The sequence below is a fragment of the Gracilibacillus alcaliphilus genome (assembly GCF_016909015.1).
Lineage (GTDB): Bacteria > Bacillota > Bacilli > Bacillales > Amphibacillaceae > Gracilibacillus > Gracilibacillus alcaliphilus.
Genome location: NZ_JAFBFA010000035.1, coordinates 42,822 through 55,859, shown reverse-complemented (window position 1 = coordinate 55,859; position 13,038 = coordinate 42,822). Strand labels below are relative to the sequence as shown.

The 13,038-nt window shown below is 40.2% G+C and carries 14 protein-coding genes; all 14 read right to left on the bottom strand.

What is annotated here, in order from left to right:
* Nucleotides 1-146: 146 nt before the first annotated feature.
* The 14 genes from JOD18_RS19845 to JOD18_RS19785 all read right to left on the bottom strand — a co-directional run bounded on the left by JOD18_RS19845 (nt 147) and on the right by JOD18_RS19785 (nt 13,008).
* Nucleotides 147-545, bottom strand: a complete 399-nt coding sequence (locus JOD18_RS19845; RefSeq protein ID WP_204670860.1) for a phage holin family protein — start codon at nt 543-545, stop codon at nt 147-149.
* Between the two features lie 88 nt (nt 546-633).
* Nucleotides 634-885, bottom strand: a complete 252-nt coding sequence (locus JOD18_RS19840; RefSeq protein ID WP_204670859.1) for a hypothetical protein — start codon at nt 883-885, stop codon at nt 634-636.
* Nucleotides 886-2,223, bottom strand: a complete 1,338-nt coding sequence (locus JOD18_RS19835; protein WP_204670858.1) for a hypothetical protein — start codon at nt 2,221-2,223, stop codon at nt 886-888.
* A gap of 2 nt (nt 2,224-2,225) precedes the next feature.
* Nucleotides 2,226-2,507 (bottom strand): hypothetical protein, encoded by a 282-nt coding sequence (locus tag JOD18_RS19830; protein WP_204670857.1) that lies wholly within the window; start codon nt 2,505-2,507, stop codon nt 2,226-2,228.
* Nucleotides 2,500-3,087: a putative phage tail protein gene (locus JOD18_RS19825; protein ID WP_204670856.1), complete on the bottom strand. Its 588-nt coding sequence runs from the start codon at nt 3,085-3,087 to the stop codon at nt 2,500-2,502. The genes JOD18_RS19830 and JOD18_RS19825 overlap by 8 nt, the downstream gene beginning before the upstream one ends.
* A complete protein-coding gene (locus JOD18_RS19820; protein WP_204670855.1) occupies nt 3,071-4,159 on the bottom strand; it encodes a baseplate J/gp47 family protein in 1,089 nt (362 codons plus the stop codon). The genes JOD18_RS19825 and JOD18_RS19820 overlap by 17 nt, the downstream gene beginning before the upstream one ends.
* Before the next feature lies 1 nt (nt 4,160).
* Nucleotides 4,161-4,574 (bottom strand): contractile injection system sheath initiator, encoded by a 414-nt coding sequence (locus JOD18_RS19815; RefSeq protein WP_204670865.1) that lies wholly within the window; start codon nt 4,572-4,574, stop codon nt 4,161-4,163.
* Between the two features lie 13 nt (nt 4,575-4,587).
* Nucleotides 4,588-4,971, bottom strand: coding sequence for a DUF2577 domain-containing protein (locus JOD18_RS19810; protein WP_204670854.1), 384 nt, complete (start codon nt 4,969-4,971; stop codon nt 4,588-4,590).
* Nucleotides 4,971-5,909, bottom strand: a complete 939-nt coding sequence (locus tag JOD18_RS19805; RefSeq protein ID WP_204670864.1) for an XkdQ/YqbQ family protein — start codon at nt 5,907-5,909, stop codon at nt 4,971-4,973. The genes JOD18_RS19810 and JOD18_RS19805 overlap by 1 nt, the downstream gene beginning before the upstream one ends.
* Before the next feature lie 50 nt (nt 5,910-5,959).
* Nucleotides 5,960-6,625: a LysM peptidoglycan-binding domain-containing protein gene (locus JOD18_RS19800; protein WP_204670853.1), complete on the bottom strand. Its 666-nt coding sequence runs from the start codon at nt 6,623-6,625 to the stop codon at nt 5,960-5,962.
* Nucleotides 6,618-11,822 carry a transglycosylase SLT domain-containing protein gene (locus JOD18_RS19795; RefSeq protein WP_204670852.1) on the bottom strand — a complete coding sequence of 1,735 codons (5,205 nt, stop codon included), beginning with the start codon at nt 11,820-11,822 and terminating at the stop codon, nt 6,618-6,620. The genes JOD18_RS19800 and JOD18_RS19795 overlap by 8 nt, the downstream gene beginning before the upstream one ends.
* Nucleotides 11,823-11,837: 15 nt before the next feature.
* Nucleotides 11,838-12,017 carry a hypothetical protein gene (locus JOD18_RS24875; protein ID WP_338029581.1) on the bottom strand — a complete coding sequence of 60 codons (180 nt, stop codon included), beginning with the start codon at nt 12,015-12,017 and terminating at the stop codon, nt 11,838-11,840.
* Nucleotides 12,014-12,496: a phage tail assembly chaperone gene (locus JOD18_RS19790; RefSeq protein WP_204670851.1), complete on the bottom strand. Its 483-nt coding sequence runs from the start codon at nt 12,494-12,496 to the stop codon at nt 12,014-12,016. The genes JOD18_RS24875 and JOD18_RS19790 overlap by 4 nt, the downstream gene beginning before the upstream one ends.
* 65 nt (nt 12,497-12,561) lie before the next feature.
* Nucleotides 12,562-13,008, bottom strand: coding sequence for a phage tail tube protein (locus JOD18_RS19785; protein WP_204670850.1), 447 nt, complete (start codon nt 13,006-13,008; stop codon nt 12,562-12,564).
* Nucleotides 13,009-13,038: the final 30 nt, after the last annotated feature.

The following is a 13,038-nucleotide window of genomic DNA, read 5'->3' as shown; positions in this document are numbered from 1 at the left end:
GTCACACCTTTAGATGGTGGGTACGTATTTTTCCCATGACCGATGTCTAACCCGATTTTAGCCATATTAAAACCTCCTAATTATTTTATAAAAAAGTAGCTTGCCCGACTGGACTAGCTACCCACAATAATAAAAGAGCAACGAAATCAATCGTCACCCTTAGATTTATTACTTAATGTTTCTACCGCTTTTTTCAAAATATCCGGAATCGGTAAATTCGTCTTACCTACCGTTTCCAGTATGCTCAACAACTCATTTGCAAGATAAAAAAAGATGACCGCGTCTCTGATAAATGTGCCATCTCCCATGATTTTATCAATCGAATATGCTACAGCTACAAGCGCTAGGATCAACACTTTTTTCGCTATTCCTCTAAAGCCTACCTTGCTGCTAAGTTTGCCATACGTTCCTGCAACCAACACACCCAGCACATAATCTAATACAATAAAAAATACTAATACCTGCAACAAAAGCGACCAACCTCCAAATAAAAATGAGATAGTCGCCCCTAACAGTCCGACTACTGATTTAGTGATATTTTCCAAATTACCTCACTCCCTTATTTTATATTATTAATTGCCTGTCTACCTAGTAACGTCATTCCTCCCTGTTTTAAGTCATAAAAAAATAAGCCTATTCGGCTTCTGGTTCTTCCTCTTGTTCTGTCTCCTGTGATTCCCTCTCTCGCTGCTCAATCGCCTCAATCATGTCATCTTCGTCCACCTCAAAAGCTAATTCATCCTTTTTAAAGCGATATAATTGCTCCTCTCCATCAACTAGTGCGGTGATTCTACGGCCATTGTAATGGTCAGCTACTGCTCGAGTAGGCTGCCCAATCTGTGGGTTTTTGAACTGTATATTGCTTGATTTGATAATGACTTCCATCTATTCCGCCTCCTTAATTTCTTCCACTTCCACAATTTCATCTACAGAAAAAGCATAAGTCTCACCAGCCCATGATTCGCCAATCTCACGCTCAACACCTCGTATATCCCATTCTTGGATAGATTGGTGATAGTCGTTTCTTGTGCCAATGACAATTACATTGTATTCTCCTGGTGATTGACAATGTATTTCTAGTTGCTCTGTTTCTCTGTTAAGTACGCCATATCCATTACTAAAATGCCCTTGTGGAGTGACGAATATCTGCACATCTTTATTCAAATAAATAAAATAATCTGGTAGGTCGATGTATTGAACGTCATTGTCATCTGTTGCCTTGACGGTGTAACGATATAGTGTATCGCCTGCAGTTGGGGATTCAACTGCCCCATGCCTAATTCTATGCGTAGCTGATTTTTCAGGTTTAGGGTGTGGTATTTCAAAGTTTTTGCTACCACCAACCGAAAAGGAGCCAGGGACTGTCCATACTCCTGGTGTTGCACCAGTATTTGATACACCCAAAACTCCTTCACCTGAATTTATTACATGTGAACCTCTACCTATTGCAACTGAACCAGTCCCGTCAGCTATTGAATAACCTCCTAAAGCAACAGAAGTTGAACCTATTGCTTTGGCGCTTCTTCCTAATGCTGTACCTGAACCTGATGCGACTGAGTAATAACCCAATGACGTTGAATAAGTTCCATTTCCTTCTGAATCATATCCAATAGCTACTGAATTGTAATTATTTGTGGTTGAGTTACGACCTATAGATATAGAATTCATAGTGACATGAGCGTTCCTTCCTATAACTATAGCACCTTGATTATTTGGATTTGTAGATTCATTAACTGTTGTATTTTCACCTATTTCTACAATTTTATGGTTCAGCCCCGCAATTTGCTCTTTTGTAACACCGTGCGGATTATCCTGTCTATTTATAAAATGAACAAACTCATTGCGACCTAAAAAACCCTCCCAGGCACTCCACGTACCATCTAATAACAAATATCGTACTTGTAGCATTTCATGAACTCTTCCGGTTAACGTTGTTACCACAGCTAGTTGGACACAGACAGTACCTTGAATACTAAGATTAGTATTAACAAAGACCTTCGCAGCACTAGATTTATAAGAGTCAGGACCATATACATAAATAGGAGCATTTAACATGGTAGCTTCCCCATGGTAAATGCCGTCTTCAGTTATATCATTCCAATCACCTGTTACATGTTTTGGTACTATGGATTTAAGAGCCTCGTTAATTCCTTCTTCCCAACGATTCGCATCTTCTTCAGTAGGGGTGTCATCAAAATTCCATGTTTTCTTATCGAAAGTCAACATTATCCCTCCCTTACTTCAAATGATTGTAGGATGACCGTGTCTGCAGTGATTGGAACAACCACATCATTTGTACTTATTACTTCAAGGTTTTCATCTAATAAATCAATAACATTTATAGTACTGACAATGCCATGTGGCACCATTATTTCCATAGCTACACAACAACCCTGCACTTCTTTCACAACAAATTGATTGATAATATGGGAGTTATTTAACCTTACAGCCGATATTCGCTGCTCAATGTATGCTGCCACGTCATTTATAAATGATTCTCTAATCAAAAATGACCACCTCTTCCCCTCTATCAGCCCATGGTGTTCGTCCAAGCTTCCATGTCGTACCTAGCTTTGTATTACGAGTCAGTACCTGTTTTTTGGCTGATTCTCTTATCACTATGCGCTCCATTATGGATGTTTCTTGCTGATAAAGCATATTGGCAGGCTTAACAGTATTGATTGTGTACTCCATCTCTCGAAATAGAAAAGCGTCATCTATACTGGTGGTTACAGTTAAGATATAAGCCTCTGGATTCACAGTTACATTGGATCTGGCCACACCCAACAGCATATCTAGCTGCTGCTGCAAATAACGAACAGTAAATGGTGGCTTCGTCTGGTATCGATTGAGTATTCTGATTCGCCTGTTTTCTAATGTCTCAGTTGATGGATCAGCAATGATATTAAGCATATGCTCTCGACGTTCAATAGCCTTGAGTGTTGCAGTTTCGATGAATTGATCATCAAGTGTTTGATCGATACTCTGGGCTAATCGGTCGAACTCTTCAACTTCTGTTTCTGTTAAATCTTTAATTTCACGGAGATTATGAAGTAAATCAGGTAGTCTTTCAAGAAGTCGATTCATTCAAGACCACTCCTTCAAGCATTGGGATATTTACAGAGCCAATCTCAACGTTAGCTCCTTGCCCATTTAAAAGCGTGTCAGCAACATCCAGCACTCCTGATACATTTAGTATTCGGGCTTCGATTTGACTTGTCCTGACTACTAAATTCGGCTCATTTTCCCACATTTGTCGCAGATCATGCATGTAATTCTCACAAATTTCCTTGATGTTGTCTTCGACACTTCGAATCGACACACCACTTTCTAATGTCAGTGACGTTTCAATCTCGATAGGCGTTTCTTCTACCCCTTCAATTGTCACGACATGGCCAATTGGAGCTACTCCAAGACCTTGCCCTTGATTTACTTCCGGATCTATTTCATCTTGGATAGATGACACTAGGGCGTTATCTGGCTTCAGAAAATTCGCGCCAATAAACACACATTTAACAGAACCTCCACCATTCCAAGTCGGAAATACTTTAGTTCCACCAACACCAGTAATAGCATTGATTTTATGGCGGTAATCGGATATATTCCCACCGAATGCAGGTTCATTAACCATTTGATAATGTCGTGATCTAAGAGATTCATCCGATTCTTCCTCTTCACCAGCTGCAATAATATCTGTCATGATGGCTTGTTCTAGTCCAGGTATTGTATTTAGAGATAAAAGCGCACCATTCGGATTGTTTCCTTGGGTACCCAACTCCTCACACGTCAAGGAATATTGACCAGCTGACAGCCTTTCAGTGGCCATGTAATGGAGATCATCTATAAAAAAACGACTCCCAATAGGGATGTCGAATGCTGTTTCATTTTCTCCATAAAATAAGCCACGCCTTACAGCTGCAGTTGCTCTTTTTCGGTTGGTACCGAACTCAGCTGTGCGACGTTCCAAGTATTCACCTTCTGAAGTATCTGCAAATGCTAATGTTGGTATCTGGTTCATCCAGATATAACTCATGGCTAACTCAGCAGCTGCAGGAGCAAGTGCATTCCATATCACACTGTTCTCACGTTTATCGATGTCTGCAGGTACTCTTTCAAGCATACGTTCCAATATAGCCTCATAGCTTTGTTCTTCCTCCAAATTAAAGCACCTCCTCTATACCCAATTCTCCTTCAATGGAGGTTACCGTGAACTTAATATGCAGCTCATCGTCCACTCGATTTAATTCAAAATCAGAGACACTATCAATGCGTTCATCATATATAAGAGCCTCTTCAACTAATCTTGGAATCTCCATTTCAATAAAATCCGGTGACACCTCTTTATCGGATAACAACTCTACCAGTTCAGAACCAGTCTCATCAGAGTAAATAGAATGAGCGAATCTTGGTGTGTTTAAAGCCATATAGATAAACTGGCGTATCGCTTCAATGCCGGTTATTATCTCGTTCGTGACAACACCCTTCTCAAAGTCAATACGATACGTTCTGGATGTCTCTTCTTCCAATTCGTCATTATCAAAATCTTCTATCTCAATTTCTGGTGATAGCATTATCTCACCTCACCATCTAAAATTTATCGATAATAAAAAATGATTGCCCGCCTTGAATGACAGCAACCATTACTTTATCACCTGTTTGTAGTGCACTTGCAAATTGAATTTGAGCATTATTCAATGTGATCGATTGAATGTTATGCGTATGTTCCGGATCTCCAGCCTCAGTCATTGTTTCACCAACGCTGCTAGCTGAGATTGTGGCTGTTCTTGTATGACTCATTAAGTGTTGTGCCACAAGGATAAAATCACTTGGAATAATCAGCTTATCATTTTGCTTTAACTTTAAGGTAATAGGGGAAGTGGATTGAATCACACCTTCTACTAATTGCAATGGATTCCCAGCGCTTACTGCATCTGTTGCCATTCTCTTAAACATTTGACCTAAACTAGCCATCACAACACCGCCCTTGTATTTCGACTAATCAATTTCAATTGCATTTCATGATGATCCCCTTTAAAAGTATGAGTATCCTCATCCACATATCGGGTACCCTTAACACCTATTTCATTTTCTATGACATAGATCGGTTTCCCACTGATTATTTCGGGAATCCCCAATGCCGTCACATCTAATTCCTTTTGGATGCCCTTCTTTTTATTAAGAAGACTGTTGGCTCTGCTATTTAGCTGTGCACGATTTAAATTGTCTGTTACTTTTTCGAAGTACTGCAGCACGCCAAATTGTTTCTGGCCAGAACTATCAGTTACAGTAACAGATATTGGATTGTTCTCGTCACCACTAACCAATTTGACTTGCGTTGCCGTCTCTTCGATCGATGTGGAGTAATTGTAATCAATTAAATTGACACCTGTTTCAAGAACCCATTGATCACTGGATACCTTTTGTTCATCAAGCCGTAGTTTTCCTTTTTCGGAGTATAGGTTGTACCTTACACCACTTTGCTTCTCTGTGTTTATTATTGCACTTAGGACCATATCGTATAATGTCGTTTCATTTACGTGAATCTCATTTAATACAGTACCAGTATTGGTAATTGACGTATAAGGAATTTGAAAATCACGGCAGATACGAGTAATGATTTGATCAGCACGTCGCTTATTGAACACATAGACATCTTTATTAACAAGAAGATACTGCAGCATGTCATAGGCGACAAGGCTTAGTAGTCCACCCTTTGTCTTGCTCTTACTGAACACGGTACCACGGAACAATTCTTTTCCTTTCCATTTAAAAAGGACAGTATTACCTTCCTCCATTTTCGTGAATTGCAATCCGCCCTTGTCTGTATAAAGGATATTGGCATTGATCTTTCTAGCTGCCTTGTATCGCTGTCCACTCCATGTGATAGATTCAGTAGGGATTTCGACCATTTCACCGGTTTTGACAAGAAATAATTCGATCGTTTGAATCACCTCACTATCTATTTGATAACTAAGCGTTGGCCGGGATAGATCCAGTGGCCTGGTTGCTTCAAATTCCTTTTGTCTCGCTTCACCATCATAGCCTTATTGGCATTCCATATTTTTCGCCATTCCAAGCTGTTTCCGTAATATTTCCTTGCTAAGTCCCATAGAGTATCACCAGATTTAACTGTATGAGTCCTCGGTTTTGGTTTAGGATTTGGCCGTTTGGGCTTTTTCGGTACCTTTACTTTGATTTTGCGTACAGAGACAAACTTAAATTCTTTCAGTGATAAATCATAGGAGATATCACCAACTGCTCCGCCTTCTTCTTGGTAATTAAAGCTATCAATCGAAACCGGTATGTTGATTTTCGTTTTTGTCACCACTAGCCTTAATGGCTTCTTAGACTTCTGCCATTTTTCAATTCTTTGAATAGCGTCCCATGGTTTAGGAAAACTGCTATATTCCACTAATGGAGTACTTTTTGCAGGAAAAAATGAAGAAAATTGAACAGTCTTAGGTGAGGGCTCCTGAATAACAGTGACCTCACCTAAGTTAGATATATCAATTGATTCATTTTTGTTCCCTATAGATAAACCAACCGATGAAGGAAGGACTGGCAGTCGCAGTCTTTCCTTGTTATCGGCTGTTGATAACCATATTTCATAAACACTTTTAGTCATCGACTACCATCTCCCCTCCCTCGTTGTATTCATCTTCCACAATCTGTTCAACAGCGCTCTTAACCTTGCCAACAAATCCAGCTTCATCCTCATCATTGTAGAAATAATTGTCACCATTGAAGTTAACAACAACAGTACCTTTTCCTCCACCAGATGAACTTCGTTTTGAGACACCTGTTGCAGCCGAAACATGATCAGATGAGACCCTCTTGCTTTCACGGTTAGAAAGAACTTCAGAACCTCTTGGTAAATGAAGAAGTTCTGGACCACGTTCACCAACCCACGCTGTTTGGGCGCTTCGAAGTGGACCATTAGTTCCTGTCCAGTAACCACGGTAAGCACCACCTGCAGCCATAGATTTAATACCTGGTACATTAAACACATTGCCATAGCGAGATTTAATATAGTTGATAGCTGCCACAGCGTTGTGAATCGGATTAAAGATATCATTCATACCTTTGCCTTTATAAGCATTGAACGTCGGACCTATTGTCTGCATTAATCCTTTACTCGGAATCCCGCGTTTAGCATTGATATCCCAGTTGTTTTGTGCTAACGGATTACCGCCAGATTCTTTTTGAGCAATAACAGATAACGGTCCCAACCAAGATGACGGCACACCCGTAATCATCATCGCAGCTCGAATCCATTCACTGATATTTCCACCAATAGCACCCATTCCTGAAAACGCAGCTGCAAGAGATCCTGCTTGCTTCTCAGCAAACCCCTTGATATCAACTGATCCCAAACCTTTGATAATTCCAAGAGCAGTCCACATACCATCTTTCTCCATGACACGGGACGGAGAATTAATACCCAACTCTGCTTTGAATGTCTTTTCTACTTGTTCAGCTAAATATTTAGCAGCCTCTTGGACTTTAGAAGCTTCTGACCGCATACCAGCAACAAATTGGGATATAGCACCAGAACCCCATCCGGATCCCTTGGCTTTGGTCTCCTCAAATGGAGTATGAACATTAGATATAAGGTATGGTCTTGTACCAGTCTGTGTAGCATTTTGCCCCGAACGGAAACCAGTTACTGTTTTGGCACCCCATTGCGGAGCAGATCCTTGAATTACTGTGAATGGTGCTTTAACTTGATTATCTAAATGAGCATTAGTATTTGTTGACGTCGCATTCTGACCAGTTCTGAACTTAGATATAGTACCGGATCCGTGGGCTGAGGCGCCTCCTTCAATTACTCTAAATGGGTGTTTAACCTGTTTGTCTAAATAACCAGTGGTATTGGTAGGTGTAGCATTTTGACCACGTGAAAAAGAGGTAACGGTACTAGAACCGAAACCGACAGCTTCTTGGACAACGCCTTGCATAGGATTTTCAATGTTGTTTTTCTTCCAGTTGCTCATAGATATCACATTGCTATTAATACCTTTGGCAACCGCACCTGTGAAGGCTTGACCGTACAATTTGGCTTCTTTGTCAACACTCTGCACTGCTAGAGAGCCAACGTTTACTGCAGCAGAGATTGGTTGAGGTTTCGGTATTTTGACAGATCCACCAACTTGACCGCCATTCGCATAAGGTCGAACACCTAACATTTGACCGGTTTGATTGTATAAATCCATTGCTCGATTTCTGCGATTTTCAGATAGAGGGATAATCATTTCTGGTCCTGCTTCACCAACTAATCCAAGATGAGGACGGTTGATCATTCCTCCATTGGCATAAGCATAAGCAGAACCTACACCATAGCCAGCAATTACATTTGAACTTGAACTAGAGTTGCCGGCAGCTTCTCGACCTTTTTCTCGCCCTGTAGAGAAGCTTTCTTTTACATCACCGATAAGCTCGCCAACCCAATCGCCGATTCCACCTAAAATACCTTGTGCCCAACCAACTACATCTTCCCACTTGCTAGTCCACCAGTCTTTACTAAATAAAGTATCACCAATTGCTGTTTTGACAGATTCCCATATTTCAACTGCTCCATCCCACTTATCTTGTGCCCAGCCTGTAACCGAATCCCAATGGCCTTTCCACCAGTCACCGTTAAAAACAGTGTCATTGATTCTGGTAGAAATAGAATCCCAAATTTCCTGAGCTGAGTCCCATTTACTCTGCGCCCAGCCCTTAACAGATTCCCAGTGCCCTAGCCACCAGTCGCTATTAAATACTGTCTCATTAATTTTAGTAGCTATTGAGTCCCATACTTCTTGGGCTGAATTCCATTTTTGTTGTGCCCAACCTTTGACATTGTCCCAATGACCGAGCCACCATTCACTGCTAAACACTGTTTCAGCAAACTTAGTTTTTATGGACTCCCAGACCTCAACTGCAGAATCCCACTTGGCTTGCGCCCATCCTTTCACTGACTCCCAATGGCCAAGCCACCATTCTGAACTAAAGATCGTATTACTGATTTTTTCTACTACTGAGTCCCATATTTCGACTGCTGACTCCCATTTTTCTCTTGCCCAACCTTTGACACTTTCCCACTTTTCCAACCACCAAGCACCATCAAATATGGTACCTGCAGTTAGTTCCTTAATGCCTTCCCATTTTTGAGTCCACCAGTCTCCACTGAAAATGGTGCTTTCAAGGTAACCATATACATAACCAGATTGTTCAGCCCACCATGACGCACTTAAAAAAGTAGATGTGGCAAAGTCTTTGATACTATTCCATTTTTCTAGCCACCAGTCCCCACTGAACAATGTACTGGCTATATTTTCTTTTGCTTTATCCCATAAATCAGTGACATTGCTCCATTTTTCAGCCGCCCAACCTTTTGTTTTATCCCATTTTTCTGACCACCAGCTGCCATCAAACATAGTGCCTTCTGTTCTTTCTTTAACACTGTTCCATTTCTCAGACCACCATTGACCATTAAATAGAGTCTCAGATACAGTTTCTTTAAAGCCTATAAAGGCACTCCCAATTTTTAAGGCGTATTCTCCTGCTTTGAGTTTAATGGATTCAAAGTTATCAACAAACCAGTTGGTCAGTGCTTCACCACCGAATGATCCAGCTACACCGCCTATTAATCCGCCAATGATTGTTCCAATACCAGGGAAAATAGCTGTACCTATTCCAGCTCCTATAGATGAGCCGGCTATTCCTCCACCCATTCCACCTAAAATACCTGGCATTTCTCCCTTATCAGCGCTAAATAAGGACACAGCTCCAAGCGCAGTACCTAGAACAGGAAGCTTTAATTTACCAAGGTACTTGCTAAATCTAGACAAGCCTTTATTTGCCTTTTTAAACTCATTAGGCATATTGGTAGTAGCTTTATCACCCTTATTAAACCAAGGCTGCGTATAAACAGGCTTGCCATTTGGTTGTTTAGGAGTTGATGTTTTAGGTGTAGAAGTTTTGGGGACTGAGCCAACTGGAACGGTTGTTGGACCAGGTGCTTTCCCTTTTCCGAACCATCCTCCAATTTTTTTACCTGCTCCATAAACACCTTTTATTGTCCCTATTATCCCTTTAACACCAGCAATTAATGGACCAAGGGCAAAAGAAGCAATTGACCCTGCAATTAAGGTACCCATACCAGCACCAATAAAATTATCTACAGAGGGTTCTTCAAAAAAATCACTCCACATATTACCAACACTCTTAAAACCCTCTTTTATTCCCCATACAACACCATCATAAACCGCCCTACCAACATCTTTCGCAACATCTACAAGCCACGGTTGTGCTTTGTCGTCCCACCATTGACCCAGATCATCCATGATAAATTTGACTTTTCCTTCAAAATCAAGCTTTTTAAAATCATCATTTTCAAGGTAATTGTCGCGAATATATGAAAAGGAATTTTCTAGCTTGGTTAGTATCCATTCAGCACCTTGTTCACCAGCCTTTTGTATAGTATCCTTCCATTTACCCCATGTTTCCCCGTTGTTATCTAACCAATCCTTTATTGTTTTAAGTCTTGGCTTCAGTGATTCTAATATTCCATCTCCTGCTTCTGCAAACAGACCTGATATATAACCTCTAATAGTACTTATTAAACCATAGGATGATTCGGAAAAATCTTCAGCTCCACCTTTAAATCCTATAAAACCATCTTCTCCTCCTTCATAAAGGTAATCATATAATCCAGACATGCCGCCTAATAAATCAAATTTCTCCTTACTCATTGGGACATTATAACCTTGAAGCATAGTAAATTCGCCCATTTTCGCATTACCTATAGCTTCCATGGCATCCGATACAGTTTTTTTCCCTCCAGATAAAGAAGCCATATCACTAGCCAAAGTTAAATAATCTTTAGCAAGTTGGACATCACCATCTGATATACCAATACCCCTAGACAATGCAGGAAATAAATCCGGACTAGAAAATGGAGTTTTATCTGCAAAATCCCTCATCCAACTAACTAGTTTTTCTGCTTCTTTTTCATCTCCACCTAACCAGTGTCTCATTGCTACACCATAGTTTTCATAATCTATAGCCCTTCCCACAGTTGCTTTCCCTAAACTACCAATTCCAACTGCAGCTAAAGTCACTGTGATCATAGTTGGTATAGAAAATAAAGCACGTTTAACAGATCCGATCACCCTAGACGCACTATCAAAGGCCTGAATGGTGAAACTCCGTATTCGAGGCAAAGTTCGATCTGCATAAGAAGCGATACGACCAACCGTCTTGGTTGCAATATCAATGGCTTTAACAGAGAAATTATATCCTTTTGCAAGCTGGCGTTTGGTGTAATTCGCAATCTTGTGTAGTGTGGGCATAGCTTTATCACGGACTACCACTTCAAGCATGTGCACGCCTAGTATATTTTTGCCTAGGTAATTTCGAATTCTATCAAGAACTGTCCTCGATCGATCACGAGCCTGCACCATAATTTCATGTGCTCTAGGCATGCGACGTTTAATGAAATTATTGATATTCCTCATATCTCTGGTAACATTATCTTTCACTTGCATTAATAGAGTATGAGACTTCGGAAACCTTCGCTCTAGATATTTCTTGATATTTTCTGTAGGCTTAGTGATTTTATCTACAGCAGATAGTGTAATTGTCCGCTGAGATGTAAGCTTCTCAGCAGTTTTTCGTATACTTTTCATCTGCTTAGTTGCTCGATCTCTTACTTCAAAGACCATTGGTTTTTCCAAGGCTCTCTTACGCTTTTGGATAAACTCAAATTCACCACGCATAGCACGCATTTTTTTAGAAATTCTATCCACCATGTCGAATCTTGCGGTTAGTTTTGCCAATGATTTGCCTCCTTTCTATGTATTATTTTTCTTTGATTCTTTGGCTCGTTCTTCTAATAAAAATTCTATAGAACCATATAGGAACGCTTTGAAGAACCTAGGTGCTTCATACAGTTCGAGCAATTGAGAAGGAGAATAATGCAGTTCGTGAAATGCATAATGCAGATAAACCGCGTCTTTATTCCCTTCTTTTATAAGTTTTTTGCTAGTTCTTCCAGATCGTCAGGTGTTTCATCAAAACCGTTTACTTCTGATGCCTTGGATAACCATCCGTTAAATTCTCCAGCAACATTTAATACTTTTTTGGCTACTTCAATCGGATCCTCTGTTTTATAGGCCTGACGAAGTTCCTTAGATTTGAAATCAGGAAACACTGTAGATTCCACTGCAATTCTAGCCATAAAACGTGCATGATCCAACTCTTGACCAATATGTCGTCCTTTTTGTTTCACCATCTTCATGCTTTGTTTCTCTAATTCATCAACACGTTCAGTAGTAATTGGTTTAAATACGAATGGAATAATCTTTCCTTGCTTATCTTTATAGCGTTTAGAAATAGGCGCCTTTATTTCTTCTGATTCTTCAGCCTTACCAGGCATAAAAAAGGAAATATCGTTCACTACAGTTGTACTTTCTTCTTGATTTTCAAATGTGTTATCATGGTTTTCAATCATTTAAATCTCTCCTCTATTTTCAATAAATTGGGAAAAGAGCGAGGTTAGTCGCTCTTTGGTAATTATTAGTTGAATGTAGATAGTAATTCTTCAGGTAAATCAACATCTTCAAAGGTAAATGGAACTTCTTCCTCTAGTGCAGCTGACTCAACGTCTAATCCGGCTACCTTAGCACTATCAAAGTTTACCTCATAGAGAGTAACCCTCTCCGTGCCCCTTCCAGATGTTTTATCATCAAGTACAGACTGTACGGTGAAATATGGATCAATCCCTGTTTTCACATAGTTGATCATGATTTTTACAAACTGTGAAGTCACCTTATGGAAAGTCATCGTTCCGGATCCGGAAGCACCATTTGTTTTATGACCCATCATACGACGCCCCATAATCGGTACTTCTTCTTTATTCTTTTCAACAGTGGCCTCGAATGATTTGATATGAGCCATCTCTTCACCATCGAGGAATAAACGTCCTTCTTTTCCGCTTATCACATCTCTAGAACGCAATACCATGTATACTCACTCCTTTTTGAATTAAAAAAG

What these genes read in the sequence shown, in the direction of transcription:
- JOD18_RS19825 (WP_204670856.1), bottom strand. Translation starts at nt 3,087, where the DNA reads ATGAATCGACTTCTTGAAAGACTACCTGATTTACTTCATAATCTCCGT.
- JOD18_RS19790 (WP_204670851.1), bottom strand. Translation starts at nt 12,496, where the DNA reads ATGATTGAAAACCATGATAACACATTTGAAAATCAAGAAGAAAGTACA.
- JOD18_RS19810 (WP_204670854.1), bottom strand. Translation starts at nt 4,971, where the DNA reads ATGGCTAGTTTAGGTCAAATGTTTAAGAGAATGGCAACAGATGCAGTA.
- JOD18_RS19805 (WP_204670864.1), bottom strand. Translation starts at nt 5,909, where the DNA reads ATGGTCGAAATCCCTACTGAATCTATCACATGGAGTGGACAGCGATAC.
- JOD18_RS19840 (WP_204670859.1), bottom strand. Translation starts at nt 885, where the DNA reads ATGGAAGTCATTATCAAATCAAGCAATATACAGTTCAAAAACCCACAG.
- JOD18_RS19785 (WP_204670850.1), bottom strand. Translation starts at nt 13,008, where the DNA reads ATGGTATTGCGTTCTAGAGATGTGATAAGCGGAAAAGAAGGACGTTTA.
- JOD18_RS19800 (WP_204670853.1), bottom strand. Translation starts at nt 6,625, where the DNA reads ATGACTAAAAGTGTTTATGAAATATGGTTATCAACAGCCGATAACAAG.